Origin of the sequence: Pontibacter sp. 13R65 (genome assembly GCF_047525655.1) — a bacterium.
GTDB lineage: Bacteria > Bacteroidota > Bacteroidia > Cytophagales > Hymenobacteraceae > Pontibacter.
On record NZ_JBLIQL010000011.1, the window covers coordinates 136,002 to 161,282 of the forward strand.

The 25,281-nt window shown below is 44.9% G+C and carries 19 protein-coding genes and 4 tRNA genes; 10 read left to right on the top strand and 13 right to left on the bottom strand.

Annotated features, from left to right (window positions below):
• Positions 1 to 44: 44 nt before the first annotated feature.
• The gene (locus ACMA1I_RS14440; RefSeq protein ID WP_337069087.1) at positions 45 to 641 is read right to left on the bottom strand and encodes a methyltransferase domain-containing protein; all 597 of its coding nucleotides are present in this window, start codon (positions 639 to 641) and stop codon (positions 45 to 47) included.
• Between the two features lie 109 nt (positions 642 to 750).
• Here ACMA1I_RS14440 and ACMA1I_RS14445 point away from each other — a divergent pair, with 109 nt between their 5' ends.
• Complete coding sequence (locus ACMA1I_RS14445; protein ID WP_337069088.1) at positions 751 to 1,692, top strand: hypothetical protein; 942 nt, start codon at positions 751 to 753, stop codon at positions 1,690 to 1,692.
• Positions 1,693 to 2,032: 340 nt separating this feature from the next.
• Here ACMA1I_RS14445 and cphA read toward each other — a convergent pair whose 3' ends face one another.
• The 8 genes from cphA to ACMA1I_RS14485 all read right to left on the bottom strand — a co-directional run bounded on the left by cphA (position 2,033) and on the right by ACMA1I_RS14485 (position 14,265).
• Positions 2,033 to 4,675: a cyanophycin synthetase gene (gene cphA, locus ACMA1I_RS14450; protein ID WP_337069089.1), complete on the bottom strand. Its 2,643-nt coding sequence runs from the start codon at positions 4,673 to 4,675 to the stop codon at positions 2,033 to 2,035.
• A gap of 518 nt (positions 4,676 to 5,193) precedes the next feature.
• Positions 5,194 to 5,264 (bottom strand) — tRNA-Cys (locus ACMA1I_RS14455).
• Between the two features lie 169 nt (positions 5,265 to 5,433).
• The gene (locus ACMA1I_RS14460) at positions 5,434 to 6,336 is read right to left on the bottom strand and encodes an N-acetylmuramoyl-L-alanine amidase (RefSeq protein ID WP_337069090.1); all 903 of its coding nucleotides are present in this window, start codon (positions 6,334 to 6,336) and stop codon (positions 5,434 to 5,436) included.
• Between the two features lie 195 nt (positions 6,337 to 6,531).
• Positions 6,532 to 6,894, bottom strand: coding sequence for a DUF805 domain-containing protein (locus ACMA1I_RS14465; protein ID WP_337069091.1), 363 nt, complete (start codon positions 6,892 to 6,894; stop codon positions 6,532 to 6,534).
• A gap of 69 nt (positions 6,895 to 6,963) precedes the next feature.
• Positions 6,964 to 8,643 carry a S8 family peptidase gene (locus ACMA1I_RS14470; protein ID WP_337069092.1) on the bottom strand — a complete coding sequence of 560 codons (1,680 nt, stop codon included), beginning with the start codon at positions 8,641 to 8,643 and terminating at the stop codon, positions 6,964 to 6,966.
• Between the two features lie 465 nt (positions 8,644 to 9,108).
• Positions 9,109 to 11,211: a polyphosphate kinase 1 gene (gene ppk1, locus ACMA1I_RS14475; protein ID WP_337069093.1), complete on the bottom strand. Its 2,103-nt coding sequence runs from the start codon at positions 11,209 to 11,211 to the stop codon at positions 9,109 to 9,111.
• A gap of 359 nt (positions 11,212 to 11,570) precedes the next feature.
• A complete protein-coding gene (locus tag ACMA1I_RS14480; protein WP_337069094.1) occupies positions 11,571 to 12,899 on the bottom strand; it encodes a toxin-antitoxin system YwqK family antitoxin in 1,329 nt (442 codons plus the stop codon).
• 181 nt (positions 12,900 to 13,080) lie between these two features.
• Positions 13,081 to 14,265, bottom strand: coding sequence for an acetyl-CoA C-acyltransferase (locus ACMA1I_RS14485; RefSeq protein ID WP_337069095.1), 1,185 nt, complete (start codon positions 14,263 to 14,265; stop codon positions 13,081 to 13,083).
• A 1,079-nt stretch (positions 14,266 to 15,344) separates the two neighbouring features.
• Between ACMA1I_RS14485 and ACMA1I_RS14490 the strand changes: the two genes are divergently transcribed.
• On the top strand, positions 15,345 to 15,707 hold the full coding sequence (locus ACMA1I_RS14490; protein ID WP_337069096.1) for a hypothetical protein: 363 nt from the start codon (positions 15,345 to 15,347) through the stop codon (positions 15,705 to 15,707).
• 104 nt (positions 15,708 to 15,811) lie between these two features.
• Here the strand turns inward: ACMA1I_RS14490 and ACMA1I_RS14495 are convergent, their stop codons facing one another.
• Positions 15,812 to 16,255 (bottom strand): PaaI family thioesterase, encoded by a 444-nt coding sequence (locus ACMA1I_RS14495; RefSeq protein ID WP_337069097.1) that lies wholly within the window; start codon positions 16,253 to 16,255, stop codon positions 15,812 to 15,814.
• Positions 16,256 to 16,839: 584 nt separating this feature from the next.
• On the opposite strand from ACMA1I_RS14495, the gene ACMA1I_RS14500 reads away from it, so the two are divergent.
• The 4 genes from ACMA1I_RS14500 (at position 16,840) to ACMA1I_RS14515 (ending at position 21,195) form a co-directional block, all read left to right on the top strand.
• Complete coding sequence (locus ACMA1I_RS14500) at positions 16,840 to 17,190, top strand: hypothetical protein (RefSeq protein WP_337069099.1); 351 nt, start codon at positions 16,840 to 16,842, stop codon at positions 17,188 to 17,190.
• Positions 17,191 to 17,360: 170 nt separating this feature from the next.
• Entirely contained in the window at positions 17,361 to 18,674 is a 1,314-nt protein-coding gene (locus tag ACMA1I_RS14505) for an NAD(P)H-dependent oxidoreductase (protein WP_337069100.1), read from the top strand.
• 107 nt (positions 18,675 to 18,781) lie between these two features.
• Positions 18,782 to 19,903, top strand: a complete 1,122-nt coding sequence (locus ACMA1I_RS14510) for an NAD-dependent epimerase/dehydratase family protein (protein ID WP_337069101.1) — start codon at positions 18,782 to 18,784, stop codon at positions 19,901 to 19,903.
• Complete coding sequence (locus ACMA1I_RS14515; RefSeq protein WP_337069102.1) at positions 19,900 to 21,195, top strand: UDP-glucose/GDP-mannose dehydrogenase family protein; 1,296 nt, start codon at positions 19,900 to 19,902, stop codon at positions 21,193 to 21,195. The genes ACMA1I_RS14510 and ACMA1I_RS14515 overlap by 4 nt, the downstream gene beginning before the upstream one ends.
• Before the next feature lie 405 nt (positions 21,196 to 21,600).
• On the opposite strand, the gene ACMA1I_RS14520 is transcribed toward ACMA1I_RS14515, so the two are convergent.
• Positions 21,601 to 22,572: an aerotolerance protein gene (locus tag ACMA1I_RS14520; RefSeq protein ID WP_337069103.1), complete on the bottom strand. Its 972-nt coding sequence runs from the start codon at positions 22,570 to 22,572 to the stop codon at positions 21,601 to 21,603.
• The gene (locus ACMA1I_RS14525) at positions 22,569 to 23,540 is read right to left on the bottom strand and encodes a vWA domain-containing protein (protein WP_337069104.1); all 972 of its coding nucleotides are present in this window, start codon (positions 23,538 to 23,540) and stop codon (positions 22,569 to 22,571) included. Before ACMA1I_RS14525 ends, ACMA1I_RS14520 begins: the two co-directional genes overlap by 4 nt.
• Positions 23,541 to 23,981: 441 nt before the next feature.
• On the opposite strand from ACMA1I_RS14525, the gene ACMA1I_RS14530 reads away from it, so the two are divergent.
• The 3 genes from ACMA1I_RS14530 to ACMA1I_RS14540 all read left to right on the top strand — a co-directional run bounded on the left by ACMA1I_RS14530 (position 23,982) and on the right by ACMA1I_RS14540 (position 24,401).
• Positions 23,982 to 24,068: transfer RNA gene (locus tag ACMA1I_RS14530), tRNA-Ser, on the top strand.
• Positions 24,069 to 24,185: 117 nt separating this feature from the next.
• A tRNA-Pro gene (locus tag ACMA1I_RS14535) sits at positions 24,186 to 24,259 on the top strand.
• 68 nt (positions 24,260 to 24,327) lie between these two features.
• Positions 24,328 to 24,401: transfer RNA gene (locus ACMA1I_RS14540), tRNA-Arg, on the top strand.
• A 349-nt stretch (positions 24,402 to 24,750) separates the two neighbouring features.
• On the opposite strand, the gene ACMA1I_RS14545 is transcribed toward ACMA1I_RS14540, so the two are convergent.
• Positions 24,751 to 25,011, bottom strand: coding sequence for a hypothetical protein (locus tag ACMA1I_RS14545; protein WP_337069108.1), 261 nt, complete (start codon positions 25,009 to 25,011; stop codon positions 24,751 to 24,753).
• Between the two features lie 82 nt (positions 25,012 to 25,093).
• Here ACMA1I_RS14545 and ACMA1I_RS14550 point away from each other — a divergent pair.
• On the top strand, positions 25,094 to 25,281 hold a 188-nt coding region (locus ACMA1I_RS14550), incomplete at its 3' end, for a hypothetical protein (RefSeq protein WP_337069109.1).

The following is a 25,281-nucleotide window of genomic DNA, read 5'->3' on the forward strand; positions in this document are numbered from 1 at the left end:
TAGAGGTGTTAAAGGTACAAAATAAGACGAATCTGCGGATTCTCCTATAGCCTTCGTTTCTCCAAACAAATAAACAGCTCCTTTCCTTGCCGTGGCAAAATGGAGTTAAAAGCTATGTCGAAATGTTTAAAGCTAAAATATGGTGCAAAATAATTTTGGTACTCTTCTCTGTTTCCGCCAAAAGGAGGTCCGGGCATCTCAAATTCAGTATCGAACAGTAGCCCGACCAACTTGCCGCCCGGCACCAGCAGTTCGGCACACTTTTTAGCATAAGCAGGTCGCAGGGCTGGTGCTATGGCGCAGAAAAATGTTTGTTCTACTATCAGGTCGTATTCCCCATGCAGGTCAAAGAAATTCTGCTGCAGGAGTTGCTCCTTCGGAAAAGCAGGCACCCTGGCGGCAAAGTTCTGCAGAGGAGCCTCTGCAAAATCAGCTACATAAACGTTTTCGAACCCGGCTGAAAACAAATATTCAGCTTCCCATGCATTGCCGCAGCCCGGGATAAGTATTCGCAAGTGCTTATCTGTAAGCTGGGCAAAATAATCTTTAAGTGGTGTCGTTATGCTGGCAGCATCCCAGCCAGTTTGTGAAACCTTATAGCGACTCTGCCAGTAACTGGCGTTAAAATCTTGAGTTATCATATATATTTAATAAAGCAAAACGCGTATATTTGATACTTGCTCAAATCTGGCGGTAATCCATTAACCTACATTGGAACGTTAGCATTAAACAAAACTAAAACCATTTTCTATGGCAACTAACACTCCCGAAAACAGAGGTAACAGAAAGCTGCTTATTGGCGGACTTTTCGTGATCCTTGTGAGTATTAACGGTATTCTGCTCTATAGTAACTATCAGAAAAAAGAGAAAACAGAAGAGCAGGCAGAAGTTATACGCATTAAAAACAGCGAGTTAGAAAATCAGATTAAAGTTTACGAGGCCCTGAAAGCTGACTTTGAGCGGCAGAGCCAGGAATTGCAAGCCATGGGTCTGGAAAATGACTCTCTGGAGGCACGTATTACTGTTATTATGTCGGACCTGAACCAACTTCGTGGCTTCAGAAAAAGCAGCTTCACGCTGGCCGACCAGCGTAAGTTCAGAGAAAGAGCAGATGTTTTTGAGAAGCAGCTGAAAGTGAAGGACCAGGAAATTGCACGCCTGAAGCAGGAAAACGAAGTACTCTTCACCGAAAACACCACGCTTAAAACAACTCAGAACAAACTCAGCGACAGCTTAACCACTATTAAGTCCACGAACCAGAACCTTTCGGAAAAAGTGAAACTGGCCTCCAGGCTGGAAGCTCAGGAAATAGCGGTCAATATTATTAACCAGCGCGGCAAAGACAAAGAGGATAAATCGAATGAATTCCGGGCCAGGCAAGTAGACAAAATAAGAATAGCCTTCCGGTTTGGCAAGAACGATGTTGCATCTAAAGAACCCAAAACAGTTTACATGCGCATGATTGAGCCAGATGGTGCCGCTCTGTATAACCTTAGCACCGGATCCGGCTCCTTCCAGATCGAGGACAAAGACATGTACTACACAGCCAAACGCGATCTTGTTTTTGACAACACGCAGCAAGAGGTAAGCTTTGTGTACGACAAAGATGCCGAATATAAAAAAGGAGAACACACCGTGGAGCTATACGCCGACGGTTTCTTAATAGGAAAAACTTCTTTTGTGCTGAAATAGCACGAACAGAACTAAATAAAAAAAGCCTCTGCTATCGGATTAGCAGAGGCTTTTTTTTATTCTAAACGAAGATAAGAAGCTTTGGCCTATAAGCTTATTGGCAAACGTTGCAGGCAAAAAGTCCAAAATCAATCAACGAATTAGCTTGTAACGCATACTTCCACTTCTCATATTCATAAGTTGGGAAGCGTTCGGCTGAAGTTAGTTTGGCAGAAATAGCATTACTTTGAACAAAATCCGAGTCCCCCTGCGTTATATTGTTTCATTAGGTTTAAAAACTAAAAAAGCCCATTCCATCGGAAAGGGCCTTAGTCCATCATTCACATTGATATCTTTCTGATCAGGAAGGAGCTTCCTGTTCCAACATTATTTTTCTATCTTCCAACACCTTAAAGTTCTCTACCATTTTTACCGATTCTGCTACGTCTTCGGTAAAAATGGCAATTATAGCGCCTTCTTTGGCATTTTCGAGCGCATAGGCAATAGCTCGCATTTCTTCCGGTATTACTTTTACTGGTTTGTGGGGTGCCACTTCTTCTATGCCTAGCATGAGTTGGTTCACAATTTCATCGGGGGTTTTGCCACGCAAGTCATTGTCGAGCCGGATGATGATTTCGTCGAACACCTCTCCTGCCACTTTTCCTAGTTCATAAATATCCTGCGGACGCCTGTCGCCTACTCCCGCTACTATGCCTGTTTTTCGGCTTACGCTCAAGTTTTGCATAAACTCACCAATCGCTTTCAGGCCTCCTACGTTGTGGGCGTAATCTACGAGCACCTCAAAGTTTGGAAATTTAAACAGGTTCATGCGGCCTGGTGTTTTTGCCGGTGATGGCACAAAAGTGCGGAGCGCAGTTTTAATGTCTTCTATATCGAAGTGCGAAATGTAGCCTGCCAGTGCAGCTGCCAACACGTTCTCGATGTTAAACTTGGCACGACCACCAAAAGTCAGCGGCACGTCAGCCACCCGGTCTATTCTAATTTTGTAGCTGTTCTTGAAAATGGAGATGTATCCGTTTTCGAACACGGCGGCCAGCCCGCCTTTGGCAATATGCTTGAGTATGCGTGGGTTGTTTTCATCCATGCTAAAGAAGGCAACCTTACAGTGCACTTCTTTGGCCATAGCGTACACCAAGTCATCATCGGCATTTAGAATGGCAAAACCTTCTTTGCTCACACTCTTCGGTATAACTGCTTTTACACGAGCCAACTCTTCTAACGTATGGATGTCGTTTAGCCCCAGGTGATCGGAACTTACATTGGTCACAATGCCGATATCGCATTGCTGGAAGCCCAAGCCAGATCGTAGCAAACCGCCACGGGCACACTCAAGCACAGCAAAGTTTACCGTTGGATCTTTTAGCACAAACTCGGTGCTGTAAGAGCCGGTGGTGTCGCCTTTCTCGAGCAACTTATCTTGTATATAAATGCCGTCGGTGGTGGTGTAGCCAACCTGATAACCCTTGCTTCGAACCATGTGCGCCACCAAGCGGGTGGTAGTGGTTTTACCATTTGTACCCGTTACGGCAATAATTGGAATCCGAGAAGGCTTTCCGTGCGAAAAAAGCATGTCGATAACCGGCTCCGCTACATTGCGTGGCAGGCCGTAGGTAGGCGAGGTATGCATCCGGAACCCAGGCGCCGCATTTACCTCTAACACCGCTCCTCTTGTCTCGTTCAGCGGAATGGCAATATCGGTAGTCATTACGTCAATACCGCAAATATCGAGACCAATTAGGCCTGCTATCCGTTCAGCCATTAAGATGTTGTAAGGGTCTACCAGGTCTGTTACGTCGGTGGCAGTGCCGCCGGTGCTAATGTTGGCTGTACTTTTCAGGTAGAGCACCTCCCCCTTCTGCAGCACACTCTGGGAGGTAAGTCCTTTGCCACGTAAAATACGGCGGGTCTGCTTGTCAATAGCAATTTGCGTCAGCACCTTTTCGTGGCCAATTCCTCTGCGAGGGTCTTTGTTCTCTCGGTCTACCAACTGTTTGATGGTAGAAGCACCATCGCCTGTAACCATAGCCGGTGTGCGCCTGGCAGCAGCCACAAATTTTCCGTTAATCACCAGGAGCCTGAAATCATTACCCCGAATAAATTCCTCCACCATCACCCCATCCGAGAATTTGCGGGCATCATCGAAGCCTTTTATCGCATCCTTTAAATTGGTAATGTTGATGGTGGCTCCTTTGCCGTGGTTGCCATCGAGCGGTTTGGTTACAATTGGGAATTGGAGCCAACCCAGCACTTTTTTAAGTTCATCGTAGGAGTATACGGTAGCTCCTTTGGCTACCGGAATGCCTGCCTGCTGCAGCATGTCTTTCGTAGCTTTTTTATCACCGGCAATTTCTACGGCAAAGCAGGCGGTGCCCGAGGTCATGGTGGCCTGCAGGCGCTCCTGGTTTACGCCATAGCCCAGTTGTATAAGCGAGTGGCAATTGAGCCTGATGTAAGGGATGCCCCGGCTCACAGCTTCCGATACAATAGAATAGGTACTTGGCCCAAAATATTCGTCTTCGCGGATCTGGTGGAGCCTGGCAATGTCTGGCGCAAGTTTGTAGGCTTCGCCATTTATTACCGCCTGCACCAGTCTTACCGCCGCGTAGGCGGCATACTCTCCTGCCCTTTCCTCCTGATACTCAAACACCACAAACACCTGCTCCGGATCGTGAGCAGGCTTGCAAAAGCCGAACCTCGTTTCCATGCCAGCCATTCGCTGTAGTTCCAATGCCACGTACTGCACTAATTGCCCGGCAGGCATGCCTTGTTCCACTGCTTTATAAAAACTCTGTTCTTCGCCTTCTTCCGATTTGAAATGCGCCATACCCGGAAGCAATTTCTGCAGGCGGTATGGCAAGTGAGGCCACGTATCTGTAAGGGTACCCTGCAATTGGGTGAGGGCAAGTTTAATAACAATAAGCTTAGAATGAACGACTGACCAGTAATTTGGCCCACGCATGATGCGTAAATCTATAATCTTCATGATGATGAAACGGTGTGATGCTACTAGTTTTTCTGAATTAGGATTATGTAGGAACGGGAATTACCTAGGCGCAGGCCTTGCCTTCTGCGTAGGAGCATGCTGAAAAGCTTTCTGGTTTGTTTGAGTTCTGTGTGGTAGCGCAGGCACTACCGATGCTTTCATTCGTTAGGATGATGGCTAAACCTTATTCAGATAGTAGGGTTTTCTACGCAATTAGGAGGGCAAAAGATTAGGCTGGAATGAAATATCTGCTAATAGAATTTAGTTTCCTGATAATCAATTTTATATAAAGCATTACCACAAAAATCAATTCGGACTATTTATAGTTGCCAGAATACGCAGCAATTATTCCAGTGAAAATGACCTTCCGGAGCCTTTTTGAACTATGGGCGATTAGAGGTTGGCAGCGATAAGGAGGAGATGCCGGGGTAGTGTTATATTTAAGGCAGGAACAGCCGGGAAGTGGCTAAAAACAAACAGCCCCTTAGACCATAATCTAAGGAGCTGTTGTAAGAATGAGGTAACGAGCGGATTCGAACCGCTGTAGCAGCTTTTGCAGAGCTGAGCCTAGCCACTCGGCCACGTTACCGTTATTGGGAGTGCAAATATACACAGACATTAACAGGAGTCAAATTATAAGTACAAATTTTTTAGAAGATTTGCCTACCCCATCCTCTTTTGTACCGCCTTCTGAGCTGCACTTGCCTTCGTACTAGGTAAGGTTCAGATGGTTACCTGAAACTTGTAGACTGCGGCCGCTACAAATATTTTTTGTAAAGATTATATAAAACCCGTCGGTCCGTCTCCGAAAGCGGACTCTCCACGTCGCGCTGAATAAAGTGGATTTTAAAAGCTCTGGTAGCTGCAGCCATATCTTGTGTATCGTAACCGATAATTCGCAGCGCTTCTTGTGGGTTAAAAGAGGCAGGGATGCTGTCGTATACGTGCTTTTCTACCAGCACCACTGTAGAGTCGGAAGTGGGGATACTCTCTAATATTAAGGTGGGAAGTAGCAGGTCCTCATCGTACCACAGGCCAAATCCGTTCTCTGCCAGCCTTTTCCACGGAAACTGTATGCTAGGGTCCACTTTCCGAACGGGAGCGATATCGGCGTGGCCAATAAAGTTGGCATCTGGTATGTTGTAGTTCTTTTTCAGCAGAGCCAGGACCTGCAGCAGGCTGTTAATCTGAACTTCCGGAAAAGGATCTATGCCGTTATTATCGAGCTCTATGCCGATAGAGGAGGAATTGAGATCGGAATTATTGCCCCACTTGCCCATGCCACCATGCCAGGCCCGCAGGTAATCATTAAGCATGTGGTACACTTTCCCGTCGCGCCCGATTACATAGTGCGCGCTTACCTGAGTTTTGGGTTGTGTAAAGGTCTTAAGGGTTTGGGCGGTAGAATCTTGCTCGGTATGGTGAATAACTACAAAATTTGGTTTACGCAGGTTGAAATTAGTGGTGCCCACCCAATAGTCGCCCTGCTGGAGTGCTTCTTCGCCTGGCGTAGTGACCGGGACTTGCCTCAGCGAACGGGCATAAGCCTTCACCTGCTTCTTATAGGATTTATTGGTAGCGGCATAAGGGTTGGTGGAGCAGGAAGAAAGCAGTAAGCCACTTGCCACTACCAGACAAGCCAGTGTATGGTTTACATTCATAAAGCAATATTTGATTGCCTAAAGCTAACCATTAATCGGAGGAAGTGCCAATCCAAATTCTGCTAATGAAAATGGCCTTCTGGAGGTTGAAGGAGCCTATTGGGAGGTAGGGTGTTGCGATGGCGTGTATAAAAGAAGCATAAAAAAACTCACATCCCGCTGGGCATGTGAGGTTTTTCTGCATATAGAAAGTTCTTACATGCCAAACTCGTAGTTCGTTTTTGGATTCGGCCCATACTGGTTATCGCCGTACTGGCTGTCAGACACTGTAAAAACAAGTAATACGATCCAGCCAATAAACGGAATCAGCGAAATTAGCATCCACCAGCCGCTTCTGCCGGTATCATGCAATCTTCTTACAGTTAGGGCAAGGCTCGGAATGAATATAAACAGCGAGTAGAGTCCTCCTAAAATACCGAACGAGCCAACTGCCATATCGACTAAGGCCAGTACCATAGAAATAATAACGTTAAACAACATAAAGTACCAATACTCGCTGCGTCTGGAACGACCGCTAAACTCTGCGTACTTACTTAATACCATTTTGTACCAATTCATGTTAACTGTTTTATAAGGTTGAAAGGAAATGTTTGATGCAATTTTTGGGATATTCAAAAAACAGTTGTTCTAAGCGCCACGTGCCTTTTCATTCGCCACCTTCTCTGCCATCTTAAGGGCTTCGTAAGCATTCACGATACCTCCTGTTCTGGATAGGTTGGAGAATTTGGTCTTTTTCTTTTTAGAAGACTCTCTACCTGGCAAGTAAACTTTCTGTTTGCCATAGTTGGAGCAGGAATTAACCAGCACATCTTTCAACTCCACGGCCGTTAATTCCGGGTAATAAGACCATACCAGCGCCGCCACCCCCGACACGACCGGGCTCGAGAAGCTGGTACCATCTACTTTAGAGTATTTATTGCCAGGTGCCAACGAAACAATGTCTACGCCGGGAGCAAACAGGTCTACCGATTGCTTACCGTAATTGGTAAATTCGGCTGTCATCTTCTTGTCTGAGTGCATAGAGGAAGCTCCTACTTCAAGCCAACTTTTTACAGTATTGCCATCGTCGCAGTTCCGGGTCGGGTAATGTACTATTTCATCTATATTATAGGAGCTGTTACCGGCAGCGTGCACCATTAGTACATTATTGGCTTCCGCATGTTTTATGGCCTCATCTACGTATTTTTTATGAGGCGAGAACTCCTTGCCAAAGCTCATGTTAATAATATTGGCGCCATTGTCTACTGCATACCTGATAGCCAGAGCAATATCCTTATCATATTCGTCGCCTTCCGGTACTGCTCTAAGTGCCATAATTTCTACATGCTCGGCAATACCGTTTATGCCCACGTTATTGTTCCGAACACCGCCGATAATACCAGCCACCGGAGTACCGTGGTCTGATCGGGGGCCGGTTACGTCGTTGTTGCCGTAGGCTGTGTCGTTTATATCTTCGTAGTTATCGCCTAGAATGGTGCGGGGGTTGTACGCTAAGTTCAGCTGCTTCTCTAGTGAGTTTTCTGTTCTTTCTTTGTACTTCTGGAGAGACTCTTTCTCGAAACCCATGTCGTAACGGCTCAGCAGCCAGCCTCTGGCACGCATCACGGTTTGGTCTCTGGTAGAAATGGCCCTTATATCTGCCACCGTAAACTCTTCTTTGCCCAAGTAATGGCCAACAACGGTTTCACAGGCATTAAGCACCTCCTCAAAGCGCGCCAGGTTCTCCCTTGTCTTCTGCTGTTCGGCTATCTCTTTCTCATAATTCTTTTTGCAGCGCAGGTAAGTGGCATACTCCGCCCGCTTGTCTGCCGGCACCTCTTCCGGAGAGTGGTATCGCTCGTAAACAGGGGCCAGTTTACGATATATTCTGACATACTCATAGGTTTCGTAGCGTATGTTTTCGCCTTGCGCGTTGCCCAAAAAGCTCCAGCCATGCACATCGTCTACATACCCGTTGTTATCGTCGTCTATGCCGTTGCCGGGAATCTCCTTTGTGTTTGTCCAGATTCTGCCTGCCAGATCTTCGTGCTCAATATCGAGCCCGCTGTCTATTACTGCTACTACAATTTTTTTCTTTGGTTGGCGTGTGGCCAGCAGCTCAGTATAGGCGCGATCCACCCCAACACCCTGTATTTTGTCTTGCTGGGCATTTCGATTAAACCAGTTTACATAGTTGCTGTCAAAGGCGTCTACTGTGGCTGCATCGCCTTGTGCCGAAGCGAAGTTACTAAAATTACTGCTCAGGGTGAGGCCAACCGACAGCAGCAGCATACGGTTCAGATGGTGATTTATGAAACTGATAATCAATTTATTGAGGAGTTTTTATAGTTAACTAAATGTTTAATCCGGCACTTCCGGCAGATAACCGGGCACTGGTTTAAGAAAAAGCCAGGTTATCTTTTTTCCAAGCGGAAAAGAAACAGGCTATGTTAATTTGAACCAAGGCTGTAACGGATCGCCTGGTTATAGATGATTGTTTCGAGGTAAAATAGAATTTAAATATAACTTAAATATAGGAAAATATGTATCCTTAAGTGTAAATATTCCCACAAATTTCTGTAGCCTCTACCCTAAAGGCGGCTACTGCCAATTAAATTATTATAATGAATTACCCCTTCCAGAGGTTAAAAGGCTTAACTCAGCCTAAGAGTTACGTTACTAAATAGGAGTTCGGGGGCAAATAAAGCAGCCAGTTAAAGAGCTATAAAAATTCTTTAACTGGCTGCTTTAGGTTGAAGTAGAAGAAGCGCAGCTCTGGAAGAAGGTCGTCTGTTAAACCAGCTCTACTTCTCCTTCTATTTGCAGGTTTCTGGTGTAGAACATTTTGTGCACATCCACGATCTCCTCCTGCCCTGTTACCCGCTTTCTGGTATAAGTACCGTCTTCCCGCATAATGTAGGAGTTTTGGTTATCGAGAAGGTTGTAGTACAGTATGTTGATGACCTCCCGCTTCAGTTCCTCGTTCACTATCAGAAACAGGGCTTCTATACGGCGGTCGAAGCTGCGCACCATTATATCGGCGCTGCCACCGTACACTTTGGAGTCGCCGTTGTTGTGGAAATAGTAAATGCGGCTGTGCTCCAGGTTCTCGCCTACAATAGACCGAACTGAAATATTTTCGCTCAGGTCATCGCGGCCGGGGCGCAGGCAGCAGATGCCACGCACGATGAGCTTTATAGTAACACCCGCTTTAGATGCCTTGTAAAGCTCTTCTATGGTTTCCCTATCTTCTAAGGAGTTAATTTTAATAACAATACCGCTCTTCAACCCCTTTTTTGCGTTGCGTGCCTCTGTTCTGATGAGCTCAATCAGCTCAGCACGCATATTTTTAGGTGAAGTAATAAGGTTCTTGTACTGGTTTGGACGGGAGTGCCCGGTTATAACATTAAAGAACTCCGACACATCGTGCGCATACACTTCGTTCGTTGTAAGCAGACTCACATCGGTGTAGAGGCGGGCAGTTTGCTCGTTATAGTTGCCACTGCCAATGTGCACATAGCGCGTTACCTTCTCCCCTTCCTTCCGGATGATCATGAGCATTTTAGTATGCGTTTTGTACTTGCCTATGCCATAAATGACAAAGCAGCCTGCTTTCTCCAGCCTTTCGCCCTCCCGTAGGTTCTTTTCTTCATCGAAACGCGCCTTTACCTCAAACAGCACCGACACGTGCTTGCCATTTTCAGCCGCCTTCAGCAAAGCTGCCGATACCCGCGACTGGTCGGCCAGGCGGTAAATAGTCTGTTTAATGCCGAGTACATAAGGGTCTTCAGCGGCACGCTCCAGCAGGTTCACCACTGGTTCCATGCTGTTGTACGGGTGGTGCAGCAACACATCATGCTCTTTCAGGTAATCGAACATGTCTACGCCATCGCTCGGCATACTCAGGGGCATAACCGAGGCAGGCTGTTTAGGTCGTTTGTCGCGGAACTGCCGGTGGTTTATGATTTGCCAAAGGCTCCGCAGATCTATCATACTACTGATAGTGAACACATTGGCATTATCGATCGTCCAACGTTCTTTGAGCAGGCGCATCATAAAGGGCGAAGGGTTACGCTCTATCTCCAGGCGCACCACACGCCCCTTTTTACGTGTGCGCAGTTTTGACTTTATCTCCTGCACAAAGTCAGCATCTATGTCGTCGCTTTCTTCTAAAGTAAAGTCGCCGTTACGGGTTATCCTGAACAGGTTAGCAGATACTATTTCTACATTCCGGAACAGTTTCTTGATTTTCCATCGAATGATCTCTTCGATAGGAACAAAAACAAGTTTATCTTTTCGGTTTATCTCATAAAACCGGGCCAGGTTCTGGGGTATCTGCACAAAGGTTACCCGGTCTTGCTCCTTCTGCTCATCTTTGGTGCGCGTGACCACCCCAAAAGTGAGCAACTGGTTCATCAGCAGTGGAAAGCCATGGTAGTTATCGTACACCATGGGCGTAAGCAGCGGAAATATCGTATTTTTAAAATAGGTATCAGCCTTTTTCTGCTCCGCCTCATTCAGTTCTTCCACTCGAAGAATGTCGAAGCCGAACTTCCCGAAAAGTGGTTTTAACTCACTGTTAAAGGTTAGGTACTGGTCGTTTACGAAACGGTGCGCGTAGTCGAGCAGCTTCTTGCGGAAAGGTATTTCGCGGAGCCCGGAGTAATCGGTGCGCTCTTTTCCGTAATCGAGATAATTATATAAACTACCAACCCTTATCATAAAGAATTCATCCAGATTAGAAGAGGTAATAGCAATAAATTTCAGCCTGTCGAAAAAGTTCTTGTCTGTATCGCGCCCCTGATCCAGCACTCTGTAATTAAAACGTAACCAACTTAAATCGCGGCTTATGAATTTACTTTTCTTTATCTGGTCCGAAACCTTATTAATGAGCATGCTTTCTGTGTTAATCTATTAAGTATACCTCCTGCAGAAGTATAGGATTTGTGTAATAAGCGTGAAAATATAATTATAAACTAATAAGTATTCATATTGACGAAAATAATTTTATTGCCGATAGTTGTGGCTATCATTCTCTGAATAAAAGATCGTTCATTACAGGCAAAGCAATATTAATAAATTCTCTTAATCCGTAATAGTACTTAAATTTACATTAATTCAGAAACAGAGCCTGTCTTATGATTACAATAACTCACGCAGGGGAGTGACCTCCTACCCTCAAAGTTTTCTCCTAAAAACCTCCAGAATGTTTATTTCATTAGAATATTTAGTGTCAGGAACATCAGGAAAATTGCTTACTTCTCCTTCGTCTCCACTATCTCCCCATTTCTAAACACAACAGTCTTCAGCAGTTTCCCCTGCTCATCGAAATATTTCCAGTTGCCGGTGGCTTTGTTGTTGCGGTGCTGGCCGGTGATTTCAGTTTTGCCACTTTCAAATAATTGCTTGAAAGGACCGAACCGGAGGCCGTCTTTGTAGGCAGTTTCAGATTTTAGCTTACCGGAAGGATGATAGGTAAAGCTTGGACCGATAATCTTGCCGTTGTCATACTTGTACTTCTCCTTCACTTGCCCGTTTTCGTGAAATGATAATTTTTCTCCTGTTAGGCGATCGTTAGCGTATGTTTCGGATTGACTCACCTTTCTGCCAGGAGCGTCGAAATAGGTTTTCCAGTTACCAGTCCGGAGTTTGTTCTTAAACTGCTCCTCTGACTGCACGTTACCGGACGGGTAATAGCGCACCACTTTGCGGTCGTCGCCGTTGTTGCTGTAAATCCCTTCTTCCCGAAGGTTACCTTTTTCGTAAAAGTATTGGGCAGCTCCGTGTATAGCCCCGTTGCGGTATTCAATGATGCTTCTGGGTTTGCCACTCTCATAATAAGCTTTGGCCTGTCCATGCATTTTACCGGCCATAAAACTGCCTTCGGTGCTTAGCTTGCCGGACCGGAAGTAGCTTTTGTAACTCCCCTGCTTTTGCCCTGCCACATTCTCCACAACAGTTTCCAGTTGTCCGTTATCGAAGTAAGTTTTATATGAACCTTCCAGCATGCCATTGCGGTAGTTTGCCTCTGTCTCTAGCTGTCCGTTAGGATAAAATGTTTTAGCAAGGCCGTTTTGCTTGCTGTTGCTGTAGGTAATTTCCGATTTCAGCTTCCCAGACTGGTAATACTCTTTCACCACACCTTCCGGAAATCCGTTCACAAAAGCCGATTCCTGCCGCAGCGTGCCATCCGGGAAATAGGTTTTGAGGACATTACTCTGCTGATCGTTTTCAAAACTTCCCTCCTGCAGCAGTTTTCCATCTGGGTGATAAGAACGGAATGGCCCCTGCTTTACATCGTCTTTATACGTTACCTGCAGCCTTACCCGCCCGTTTGGGTAAAACTCAGTAAAGGTGCTGTCTTTCTTCCCATCCACAAATTTAGCCACAGCCTCGCGCTCACCTGAAGAGTAAAAGCGGTTGTAGCTACCAACAATAAGAGAATCTGGGGTTATATAATAAACTTCTTTAACAGAAGAACGGTCGTCGTTGTGGTAGGTGACAACTTTCGTTTGGGCAACTAAGGCACCTGAAACAAGCCACATAGCCGCGAACATGGAAAGAAATCTGAGTATTAGTGTCATTTGGTTTAAATAGGTAATGGTGCAAAAGTAGCGAATCGGCAACCAGGTTTCCTACAGCTGCCTGCTTATCCCCTTCTAACAAAGTTCTGGCTATAAGCAGTTTCTTTTACCTGAAAAAGCAAAAAAGAAGCCTTACGGATAATGTAAGGCTTTTGACAAATTGTGTGCCGCAAAGGGCAATTCATATTTTTTCTATTACAATAGAAGAAGCACCTCCACCGCCGTTGCAAATACCTGTTACTCCTATCTTACCGCCTTTTTTATCGAGCACGTTGCAAAGCGTAACCAAAATACGTGCTCCGGAGGCACCCAGCGGGTGCCCCAGCGACACAGCCCCGCCATAAACATTTACGTTGCCGCCCTCCAGGCCAAGTTTTTGATTATTTGCAATAGATACGACCGAGAATGCTTCGTTTATCTCATAATAGTCGACCTCTGCAGGGTCTACTCCGGCACTCTTTAGGGCTTTCGGTATAGCCAAAGCCGGTGTGGTGGTAAACCAAACTGGGTCCTGCTCTGCATCCGCAAAACCTAGTATGCGGGCGATTGGTTTCACGCCGAGTTCTTCGGCTTTCTCTCTGCTCATTAAAAGTACTGCAGCGGCACCATCGTTTAAGGTAGAGGCATTGGCAGCTGTTACAGTGCCTGCCTTATCGAAAACAGGTTTTAAAGAGGCTACTTTGTCAAAATTTACCTTCAGGTACTCTTCGTCTTCTGTGATTACATGGGCTTCCTTTCCGCGTTGTGGCACTTTTACGGGCACTATTTCGTCTTTCAGGTAACCTGCTTTTGCAGCTTCAGCTACCTTCCGGTAAGAGTTAATAGCATACTCGTCCTGCATCTCGCGGGTAATTTTCAATTCACGCGCTGTGTTTTCCGCAGCACTGCCCATATGAAAATCATTGTACACATCCCAAAGGCCATCTCTGATCAAGCCGTCGATCATTTGGCCGTGGCCAAGCTTAGAGCCAAACCGGGCCTTGTCGAGGTAAAATGGCACATTAGACATACTTTCCATGCCACCTGCCACAATAATGTCTTTGTGGCCAAGCATAATGGCCTGTGCAGCAAACATAATAGCTTTGGACCCGGAAGCGCATACCTTATTCACTGTTGTACACTCCACCTCATGCCCTAATCCGGCATAAATCGCTGCCTGCCGTGCTGGAGCCTGCCCCAGGTTAGCCGACAGCACATTCCCCATTATCACTTCCTGCACCAACACTTTATCTATGCCTGCTTTTTCGAGTGCTCCTTTGATAGCAGCAGCTCCAAGTTGCGTGGCAGAAAGAGAAGCCAGCGCTCCTCCGAAACTTCCTATAGGAGTCCGGACAGCTGAAACGATATAAACTTCTTTAATTTGCATAATCTCTTTAACTAAGTTTTGTTGTATGATAATAGCAGGATCCCACCTTATTAACAAACAGACGTAAGCAAAAACAACAGATGTATGGTATAAGTACTAGATCATCTAGGGTTGAGTTCACAGTGCCTTACGTGCTAAAAGCAGTAAGTTCTGTTACTACCTAACGAAAGGCTATTGTTTGTGTTACGGTTCAGCAGTTGGTTTACTTCTCCTAATCTAGCCTCCCTCTATCCTATTTAAACAGGCTCCCTAACTCAAAAATAGCCAAATTGGCTCTAGAAGGGTAATTTCATTAGAAAAATTTGGTAACCCCTAAAATGTGAAGGTAATTGAGGCGCAAAATGATAGTAAAATTCAAAATCCCTTGCCCTACTGCCTTTTCATAACGATTATGTTTCCCCTTCTGGTATTTACAATTTTGAACAAATTACTGTACAACAGGTACAAAAGCAGTACAATTCGCTAGCCAAAGCATCAAAAATTGAATTATCCTGCTATTAAGCATTCCTGTGAAAACTTCATAAAATATTAAAATTGTATTAAAATATCAGACTTTTAAAAAAAGCATTTCGAAATGGAACCCCTAAAAAGCACTATTGGTAATTTATTTGCCCGCACAAAAGCTTGAAAACGTGACATGGAAGAGATGTTTTTAATCTCCTATAAAATGTAAAGGAGACGCTTAAATCTTATTTTCCTTTTAGTAAAGGACCTTGCACAGTATTTATTGGTAAGATAAAACTTAAATCGGTGCTACAATGTACTCTCTTGCTCATATAGTCTTCTTCAGAAAACAGCCGAAAAAAAATGAAAATAAAATAGCACCGAAAAGAAACATTTTAAAACAACTAAGAGTATAAAACACCAAGAGAGCTTCAGAGAAAAAATCTCTCTTTGCTATAGCAAAACCGGCGACACACCCACATTTTGCCGTGCTATATCTAATACCTTCGGATTCTATTAATTTATATATATACTCTTAAAGCTTTGAAGAACTGTTACAGCTATGATTTTTATTGTCGTGCAATTTTTTACTTCGAGCCCTTATAAAGAGTTTGATTACGAATATTAATTTGAACATGAAGGAATTAGAGAAACTACGCAAAGGGCTATCGGTAGGCAATATCCTGCTGATCAAAGACTATGGAAACTCCTTAAATTGTATTTTTATGAAAGATGGTTTAGCAAAACTAACCTTCAACGTAAAAGACGATAATCTGGTGGAGGCCCTTCGCCTGAAAGGTGAGCATGGCATTGTAGAGGGCGCCAACTTTATGTCCTTTAAAAATTCATTCGATAGCTTTTCGCTGCATGTAAAGGCTAGAAAGCTATATGAGGAGTTAAATTATAATTTGCCATTGTATATGAAACCTGAACTACCGGAGCCTGTTGCAGAACAGACAGTAGGGTGGCTGAAAGGAGATGGAAAAGCAGTAGCATAGTAAAATAAACAAATAAACATCAGATTTCACATAAATTGGTGATTTTTATGTTTGGTAAAGAGGGAGGTTGCAAAAGCAGCCTCCCTCTTTACTTTTATCTTAATTTAAAGTTGTTTATAGCCATCCAGCGCTGAAATAGGCTGGCTGGTGCGCATGAACTGACCAGTACCAAAAGCCACTTCTTTGCCTTTTTGGTTATATAAAACTGAATCCGCAATAATAAGCTGCCTCGAAGCCGACCGAATTTTTCCTTTAGACTTTAATATTCCTTCCTTAATTGGCCGAAGCAGGTTGATTTGAAAAGAACTTGTCACTATAAAATAATCCTGTACAATGGAGGCCGCGGCAAACCAGGCAGCATCATCCAGCAACTTAAAGTAAACTGACCCATGAACAGCCGCTGCCCCATGGAAGAACTTTGAATCTGCTGGCAAAGTGATTTCTGCCTGGTCGCGACTCACCAGTATTGTGCTACCGCTGTAAAAGTCTTGTATATTGGCTGTATGATAGAGCCCCTCCAACTGACGGTAATGACTTTCTATTTCCATAGATACATGCTAGTTTCTTATACCCTTTCAGCCATAAACTGGCAAGGGCATTGGCTAAATAATGTCTTGTTTACACAAATGTAAGGTATCTGGCTCAAAAGAACTGATGGAAATATATTAGCCCTCGCTTTAGAAGCAACCTGAATTATTTGACAAGTACAATTAGTAGGCTGAGCTGATAAGGTCTGCCGAAAAATATAATTTGCAGAAACAGAAGGTTTCAAATAAAGCCTAAGATCAATAAGCTAAATCACTTTTATAACATTTCCTGTACTCACGACCTCCCTCTCATCAGGTTTAGATTCAAATTTCTGTTTTCCATCGGCTCATAATACCTTTAGAGCTTACTACAAATTGCTTCGAATTATATTTATCCAATTTATTGATTGCTTATTTATAATAAAATAATATAACAGATTTTGAGAATGTCCGTACAAGGTATCAAATTAAGTATAGGATCAACAGACGTGTTATCCAATTCGATACAACTGTTTTCTTTTCCAAATACGCTTACTTCTTACAACCTAACTTAGATTGGCAAATGCATTCTTGGGACCTTAGAAACACGAAAATTTGCTGATACAATGAACCAGATATTGCGCTTTTGGCCAATGAATACGTTTAGCTACCAAAATTTAATAATCTTACTGCTCTACCTAAAAAACTCAACACCTGCTTCTGCAGTTGCACCTGGTTTCTTGGTCAGCTTCCTTACTGAGGCAGGTAGCTCATTTTTCTTTCTGCATAAATACGTAGTTGCTAAAGTTATTAAGAAGCTACAGCTTTTCATCATTAATATTCTTCTGATCTTCAAACAGTTATTTAAAGACAGATTACCTTTCAAAGTGGATTTTCTAAATTCAGTAAACGGAAATCGAATATTAGCGTATGCAGGTAAAAATATATTTGAAGATTCTAATATACAGCCAATGTGAATATCTGCACTTAAGCAACCGGATATACGGCACCAATCACCAGCAACACGGTTTATACCACTTACCAAGCCGTTGCACACAACAATAATAGCTGATAACATTAACTTCTTAACATACAGGTGGTTTGCTCCTTTGGCAGAACAGGATCACCGCTAAACCTTAATAGTAACATGATTATATTAGATAAATATCTGCAGGCCCGCGAAAAAGAAGGAAACCCAATCCGGGTAGGAATTATTGGTGCGGGCATTATGGCGAAAGGAGTTGTGAACCAGGTAATGCGCTATACTCCCGGAATGGAAATAGCCGCTATCGTGAACAGGACCATCAGCAAAGCTGTAGATGCTTTTGAACATGCCGGCACCACACCAGAGGTTTGCCAGGATGCCGAATCGCTGCAAAAATGTTTGTCGGCAGGTGGCTTTGCCGTTACCGATAACCCGGATATCGTGTGTGAAGCAGCAGGCATCGACATAATAGTTGAAATGACCGGCACTATTCACTATGCCACGCACGTGGTAATGAAAGCAATAGAGAATAAGAAGCATGTATTGCTATTTAATGCCGAACTAGATGCCACTATCGGGCCTATATTAAAAGTGTATGCTGATAAGGCTGGTGTATTAATAAGCGGTGGCGACGGTGACCAACCAGGTGTGATCATGAACCTGGTGCGCTTTGTAAAAAGCATTGGCCTTACCCCATTGCTGTGCGGCAATATTAAAGGCCTCCAGGACTACTACCGAAACCCAACTACACAAGCTGGTTTTGCTGCTACCTGGGACATGACGCCCGAAATGGTAACCTCGTTTGCCGATGGAACCAAAATCTCGTTTGAACAAGCCTGCGTAGCCAACGCAACTGGTATGGGAGTGGCCAAGCGCGGCATGATTGGCATTAACTACGATGGTCATATAGACGACATGACTTCTATGTATGATGTAGAGGAGCTCAAGCGGATGGGAGGAATTGTAGATTATGTGGTCGGTCCAAAACCCGGACCGGGCGTTTTCGTATATGCCACCGCCGACGACCCGATGACACAGAAGTACCTCGACTACGGCAAACTGGGCAAAGGGCCGCTCTACAGCTTCTACACCCCTTACCACCTGTGCTATTTTGAAATTCCGCATTCTATTGGCAAAATGGTAGTATTTAACGATGTAGTGATGGCACCTATTGCCGGACCAGTTGTAGATGTTATAACCCTTGCCAAAACCGATCTGAAAGCAGGAAAGCAATTAGATGGCCTGGGAGGCTACGATACTTACGGGCAATGCGAAAATTCTGAAGTGGCGCGGCAAGAGAACCTGCTACCAATTGGCTTAGCAGAAGGATCTGTACTGAAGCGTGATGTGAAGCGTGACGAGCCACTTACTTTTAATGATGTCGAAATAAACGAAGAATCGCAGGTGATGCGCCTTTACAGAGAGCAGTTGGAGATGTTCTTTCCGAAACTGCAGGAGAAAACTGCACTGGCCTGATTTAGTAATTGATAGATGGTTTTTTAACTATAACCTCCTACAGCAATACAACCTTTCAATCATTACCAAAAAACAAATAGCTATTAACAACCAACTATAAACAGAAAATGACAAGTGATACTATAGCGTCAAAAACAGTGAATCGCATTCTGCAGGAGGATATGGTGGCCATCTACGAAGGGCTGTCGACCACGGAAAAGGATAAACTGCGAAATTCAACTATTCTGATTACCGGATGCGGCGGCTTTCTGGGATATTATTTCATGCACTTTTTCTCTCACTTTGCAGAGGAACTGCAATTAAAGCGCATTATTGGCCTCGATAATTTCCTGACTGGCACCAAAGATTGGCTCGACACCCTCGTAGAAAATAACAAGGGAAAAGTGGAGCTGCGTTATTTCAACGTTATCACAGATAATGTAGCCGACATTCCGGGTGCTGCAGAAGCCGACATTGTAATTCACATGGCGTCTATCGCCTCCCCTACCTTCTACCGTCAGCACCCCATCGAAACGGTAGATGCCAACATTACCGGCCTGCGTCGCCTGCTCGATTTTTATGCTGAGAAACAACTTAAAGGTTTCCTGTTCTTCTCAAGCAGCGAAATTTACGGCGATCCGTTCCCGGAGTTTATACCAACTAGCGAAGACTACAGAGGCAATGTGGCCAGCATCGGCCCACGTGCCTGCTACGACGAGGCCAAACGTTTCGGCGAGACGCTTTGCTACCTCTTCTCTGAGAAACACAACATGACCATTGGCATTGCCCGGCCATTCAACAACTATGGCCCTGGCATGAACATAAACGATAAGCGACTACCTGCTGACTTTGCCAAAGCCGTAGTAGAAGGCCGCGACCTCGAAATTCTTTCTGACGGAACACCTACCCGCACCTTCTGCTACATTACCGATGCCATTACCGGTTACCTGAAGGTGCTGCTGCACGGCAAGTTCGATGTGTTTAACATTGGCATGGACAAGCCGGAGCTATCGGTGCGGGAGTTTGCCGAAATCTTTAACCGCGAAGGCAAAGCTATTTTCGATTACCAGGGCGAAATTAAGTTCAGCGTATCGGCCGATCAGCAATACCTGACAGATAACCCGAACAGACGCTGCCCGAACATCAGCAAGGCACGGGAAATCCTGGATTATAACCCAAAAATATCAGTTGAAGAAGGCATCAGAAGGTATTTAGAATTTTTACACACTTTTAACGGTAAGCTGCAATGATTACAGTATTAGGTTTAGGATTTGTAGGTCTGACAACAGCATTAGGTTTCAGCAAAAAAGGATTTAAAGTTTACGGCGTTGATGTAAACGCGCAGAAGCTAGAGAAAATAAAAAATTACGAAGTTCCGTTTTACGAGCCGCACCTAGATGAGGCATTGCGCGATGAACTGGGAAATAATTTTATAGTAAATGCCTCCCTTGAAGAGGCTGTGAACAACAGCAAAGCCATTATTATTTGCGTAGGTACTCCAGGCAAAGAAGACGGCAGCGCAGACCTGACTTACCTGCTGGACGCCGTAAAAAATGTGTTTGAAGCAAGCGATGGCTCTTTTAAAGTAATTGTAACCAAATCTACTGTTCCGCCTTCTACTATATCTCGCCAGGTAAAGCCGTATGTGGAGCAACTGAACAGAGAATACAACAAACCGGTAGGACTGGCCTCTAACCCAGAGTTTTTGAGAGAAGGTTATGCCTGGGATGATTTTATGAATCCCGACAGAGTGGTAATTGGCGTGGAAGATGAGCAAAGCAAGGAAATTCTGAACCAGATTTACCAACCTTTCCAGGCGCCGATCCATTATGTAAACTACAACTCTGCTGAGTTCATCAAGTACCTCTCCAACACGCTGCTTTCTACCCTTATTAGCTTCTCGAACGAGATGGCGATGGTAGCAGATCATATTGGTGATATAGATGTAGCCAGAGCCTTTAAAATTCTTCATGAAGACAAGCGCTGGCATGGACAGCCTGCAGCTATGTCGAGCTACGTGTACCCTGGTTGTGGCTATGGCGGCTACTGCTTGCCAAAAGACACAGCCGCTCTTAGCAGCATTGCACAAGAAAACGGCTTTACCGCTAAAATACTGGATGCTAACCTGCAGATAAACGAAGAAATAAAGGAGCACATGGCTGAGAAAATAGCCGCTGTTGCCTCCAAAGACAGCACCATTGGTATTCTCGGACTCTCCTTCAAGAGCAACTCCGATGACGTGCGTTTTACACCGAGCAAGTTTATCATAGAGAAGCTGCTGGAGAAAGGCTATACCAACATTGTAGCTTACGACCCTATGGCGAATGAAGTGTTCAAAGCTTCTTACAACCTGCCGATCTCGTATGTAGATTCGCTGGAGTCGTTGGTAGAGCAGTCGGATGAGCTGGTATTGCTCACCAGCTGGTCTGAGTTTAAAGAAAACGAGGAATTGCTGAGAACCAAGCGCCTGTTTGACTTCAGATATGTTTTCACTTCATCCCCGGCTAAACCCATAGCCGAAACAATAGAAGATAGATTCTAGTATCAAATAAAAAAACAGTGAGGCCGGCAGAGGAGAAATTCTTTACCGGCTTCACTGTTTTTGCATCATCTGAAATTATGCTAATGATTTTGACCTTCCGGAGGCTTTTTGGCAGAAATCAGACCAAGAGCGCTTTATGCTTAATGTTTGGAACAATTGTTACTCAGATCCACTAAAGGGAAATTAAAAACTCGCCCATCCTTAAATTTCTGAAGTTTAAAAGTAAGCCTATCAGCACAACGCATAAATTTCTCTAATGAAAAGAGCCTTCCGGAGGTAGTTTTCTACTAAATCACTTAAGGGCTTGCTACCTTAACTTCCCTCAATCCCAGTGCAGTTTTATACCGGCAACAGCGAGATACTAACTTCCAATCCTACCATCCATCTAGTGGGCGCTTACGTTTGCTACCAGTCTGGTTTAGAGGTGTCGGGCTTTTTAGTTGACTTTTTGGGTAATTGCTGGATGTATTGCAGTTCTACACTTTGCATGGCATCGAGGAGGAGTTGCGCTTTTTCGGGGCTAATGTTCATTTGCTGCAGCCGGCTACGACGCGTCTGGGCACGCTGATCCTCGTCCGATGTACTCTCTGAACTTGTTCTGGAGCTACTCTGCGTCTGCTCCGGGTTATTATCCATGTTAACCCCTTCAGTATCCCCGGAAATCTGCCCGGCTGCCTGTTCCTGTTCTTTGTTCGTTTGCTCAGCTATATCAGAAGTATTCTGTTGTGGCGAATTTTCAGATCGACTCCTCTTTTCTGAAGCACCTGTCTCCGATTGCTCCTGCGTCTCTATTTCCTCCTGCTCAGTGCCCTGGCTATCGGGTTTTTTCTTTGGTGCTGGAGCCAGTTCCTCTGTCGTAGCCGGCGGCGTCTCATCTGCCGTTGTATCAGCATTTTCAGGCTCAGAATCCAACGGCTCATCCTCTGCATCTACAACCTCCGGATGGAGTGCCAGGTATTTTTTCAGCAATTCGTAATTGTAACGGGCACTTTCGTTAGCGGGCTCAGCAATGAGGGCTTTTTTGAAATAATGCAGCGCCTGCTTGTACTTGTTTTTGCGAACGGCAATGTTGCCGGTCTGCAAGGCCGCCACGGCACGTATGTGCTGAAACGGGTGATTAGCTAGTTGCTGATACTGTTGCAGCGCCTGATCGAGCAAATTAGATTTGAAATAAGCGTGCGCCAGGTTAAGTCCTATCTGGTCGTCCTGCACCTCCAGATCGTTGAGAAGATACTCGTAGGCTACAATAGCCAAAGTGTAATCCTGTTGCTGATAAGCTTGTGCCGCCTCCTTTGCATAGCGGTTTATTGTGGCGATAGACTGCAGTCCTCCACCAAACACGCTGATCAGAAATAAAAGCAAAAGCAACGGTTTCATACACTAATGAGCTTAACAGGTATCAGGATATCAACCAGAATAAGGAAAAAAGCCAACGCTAGTGGGTAAATGTATTTATTGGCCGTTACGTCTACCGTTTTACTTTCGCGCAATTCGCCTTCTATGTTGTTAATGCTGCTGATAAGCCGGTTAACTTCACTCACTCGGTCATCTACCTCAAAATATTCGCCATCTGTCTGGTCGGCTAGCTGAAGCAAGGCTTCTGGGTTAAGTCTGGTATATACCACCTGGCCGTTATTATCTTTTTTATAACCGCCTGGTACCGGAATCCGACCACCATCTGGTGTACCAATGCCCAGGGCAAACACCCGTATATTTTGTTCCCGCAGCTCGTCTATCAGTCTCTGGCGTCTTTCCCCAAAATCTTCTCCATCGCTGATCAGCACCAGCACGCGTGCCTTCTGCTGCTCTGTGTCGGCTGTTTGGTTTTGCGTGAACTTTTCGAGTGCCAGTTGGAGTACAGGAGTAAAGTCAGTACCGGAAGAGGGAAGCAAGTCGGTTCGGAGTGTTCTGGTATAAAGCTGCAAAGCCTCCTGGTCGAAGGTAAGCGGTGTATGCAGAAATGCTTCAGAAGAAAACACAATAATGCCGATCTTATCTGAATTAAACCGGGAAATAAGACGCTGCATTTCGTGCCTGGCTTTTTCGATGCGGGAAGGCTGCACATCGGTAGCATTCATTGATTCGGACAAGTCCACGGCAATATAAAGGTCTTTGCCAATGGTCTTGATCTCTTTTTTCATGGCTCCAAAAGAGGGCCCCAGTATAGCAATTACCAGCAGCAGCACATAGACATGCCGAAGAACAAATTTAAACCATACGATGTGCGGTCGTTGTTTAAAAAAAAGAGCCACCTTCCGCACCCGCATCAAGTAGCCAATATAGACTCCTAAAAACAGAGCACCGAACAGGATCTCCAGAAATGTTATAGTTTGGTACCAGGTCATGGATGCTTCAAATTGGAAAGAAATCTATGAGCTTAATAAATAACCTGCAATCATCGGCAATAGCGAAACGGCTATAAGCTCCGGGAACAAAGATACTAAAACACGGCTATAAAAATTATTTTACTCATTAGCCGGTTTGCTACTATTAAAGAGCGATTTTGGGAACAGTACTTTCAGCAAAAGCTGAATTTTGTTGTGGATTGAGTAATGGAACCTAAACTAGTAACGTGCTTGCCCGCACAGCAAGCTGTTTTTGAAAAAAAATGAAAAAAATTTAGGCATTCAGTTAAGAGGGAAGATAAATAGAATCAATAAGTTAGTTCAAATAAAGCCCCCATAGAAGCAGGAAAGCAAAGTTTTTGGAACTAAATTTTTGCAAAAGCTATTGTGTTTCGTGGAGATTGTTGTAAGTTTGCATACCCTTTAGCAGAAAGGGGCACCGGAGAGGTGGGTGAGTGGCTGAAACCAGCAGTTTGCTAAACTGCCGTACTCGTAAGGGTACCGGGGGTTCGAATCCCCCCCCCTCCGCAAGAAAAAATTTTTTAATAATAATTTTGGTTATTAAAAAACTTCTCTTACTTTTGCACCGCGTTCAACATTAACAGCGACACAGTTTAGTTGCTTACCGGAGTTGAAAGCATAGTTCGGGGTGTAGCGTAGCCCGGTATCGCGCCACATTTGGGATGTGGAGGTCGTAGGTTCGAATCCTGCCACCCCGACAAGAAAATTTCGGAAGTAATTCCGAAATTTTTCGTTTAAAGGAAGTTCTACTCTTCCGGCAAACAATGGTCTCGTAGCTCAGCTGGATAGAGCAACTGCCTTCTAAGCAGTAGGTCTTTGGTTCGAATCCAAACGGGATCACGGAAATGCCCTTTAGATAACTCTAAAGGGCATTTTTATTTTACTGGGCACCAAATTGGGCACCATTTTTCCAATTATCCCCTACTTCTGAGGAAATAAAAAAAGCGGACAACTAGTGTCCGCTCCTTCTCTGAGTTAAACCTCATCATCCTATGCCCGGCAAACCTAACCCCTTAGGAGAGCTTCTTTTCGGATAGTCAAAGATACAAAAATCTACACAAAAGCTCTTGCCTCCAGGTCGTTTAGCTGTTTCATTTTATCCCTTGTGTCGCCTACGTTGTTGTGCACCTCCAGCTGGCGTGGCCAGCTAAAGACCTCCTCCTTCAGTTCCCNTCAAAGATACAAAAATCTACACAAAAGCTCTTGCCTCCAGGTCGTTTAGCTGTTTCATTTTATCCCTTGTGTCGCCTACGTTGTTGTGCACCTCCAGCTGGCGTGGCCAGCTAAAGACCTCCTCCTTCAGTTCCCGGACCTCCTGGAGCAGTTGCTGCTCAAACTTGCTCAGGGGCCTGTTCTCATCTGCCGGCACCGGGCTTGCCGCATCCACCGTCATGCCGCCAGCAGCAAAAGCTTTCACGCCCTTTTGGCGCTCGGCCTCCAGGTAGCCCACCAGGTTGGCGTACTTGGGTGACTCTACAATCCAGTTGGGGATCAGCTCCAGCTCCTTGCGGCAACCTCGGTACCAGGTTAGGATGGCGTACTTGTCGGACTGCGGGATGCTGGCTATCAGCTACGCCCACTCCCCGATCAGGTGCTGGTTGTGGTCTAGAATGTATGATGGTGGGATAAAAATGGCAGCAGAGGTGTTAGCTGAGAGTTATGTGCGAGATAACTATTCAGCTCAAGTGCCCCTACTGCCACAGTTTGAAGGTAGTAAAAA

Excerpts from the sequence above, each read along its gene's own strand:
- ACMA1I_RS14440 (WP_337069087.1), bottom strand. The coding sequence starts at position 641 with ATGATAACTCAAGATTTTAACGCCAGTTACTGGCAGAGTCGCTATAAG.
- ACMA1I_RS14445 (WP_337069088.1), top strand. The coding sequence starts at position 751 with ATGGCAACTAACACTCCCGAAAACAGAGGTAACAGAAAGCTGCTTATT.
- cphA (WP_337069089.1), bottom strand. The coding sequence starts at position 4,675 with ATGAAGATTATAGATTTACGCATCATGCGTGGGCCAAATTACTGGTCA.
- ACMA1I_RS14460 (WP_337069090.1), bottom strand. The coding sequence starts at position 6,336 with ATGAATGTAAACCATACACTGGCTTGTCTGGTAGTGGCAAGTGGCTTA.
- ACMA1I_RS14465 (WP_337069091.1), bottom strand. The coding sequence starts at position 6,894 with ATGAATTGGTACAAAATGGTATTAAGTAAGTACGCAGAGTTTAGCGGT.
- ppk1 (WP_337069093.1), bottom strand. The coding sequence starts at position 11,211 with ATGCTCATTAATAAGGTTTCGGACCAGATAAAGAAAAGTAAATTCATA.
- ACMA1I_RS14480 (WP_337069094.1), bottom strand. The coding sequence starts at position 12,899 with ATGACACTAATACTCAGATTTCTTTCCATGTTCGCGGCTATGTGGCTT.
- ACMA1I_RS14485 (WP_337069095.1), bottom strand. The coding sequence starts at position 14,265 with ATGCAAATTAAAGAAGTTTATATCGTTTCAGCTGTCCGGACTCCTATA.
- ACMA1I_RS14490 (WP_337069096.1), top strand. The coding sequence starts at position 15,345 with ATGAAGGAATTAGAGAAACTACGCAAAGGGCTATCGGTAGGCAATATC.
- ACMA1I_RS14495 (WP_337069097.1), bottom strand. The coding sequence starts at position 16,255 with ATGGAAATAGAAAGTCATTACCGTCAGTTGGAGGGGCTCTATCATACA.
- ACMA1I_RS14500 (WP_337069099.1), top strand. The coding sequence starts at position 16,840 with ATGAACCAGATATTGCGCTTTTGGCCAATGAATACGTTTAGCTACCAA.
- ACMA1I_RS14505 (WP_337069100.1), top strand. The coding sequence starts at position 17,361 with ATGATTATATTAGATAAATATCTGCAGGCCCGCGAAAAAGAAGGAAAC.
- ACMA1I_RS14510 (WP_337069101.1), top strand. The coding sequence starts at position 18,782 with ATGACAAGTGATACTATAGCGTCAAAAACAGTGAATCGCATTCTGCAG.
- ACMA1I_RS14515 (WP_337069102.1), top strand. The coding sequence starts at position 19,900 with ATGATTACAGTATTAGGTTTAGGATTTGTAGGTCTGACAACAGCATTA.
- ACMA1I_RS14520 (WP_337069103.1), bottom strand. The coding sequence starts at position 22,572 with ATGAAACCGTTGCTTTTGCTTTTATTTCTGATCAGCGTGTTTGGTGGA.
- ACMA1I_RS14525 (WP_337069104.1), bottom strand. The coding sequence starts at position 23,540 with ATGACCTGGTACCAAACTATAACATTTCTGGAGATCCTGTTCGGTGCT.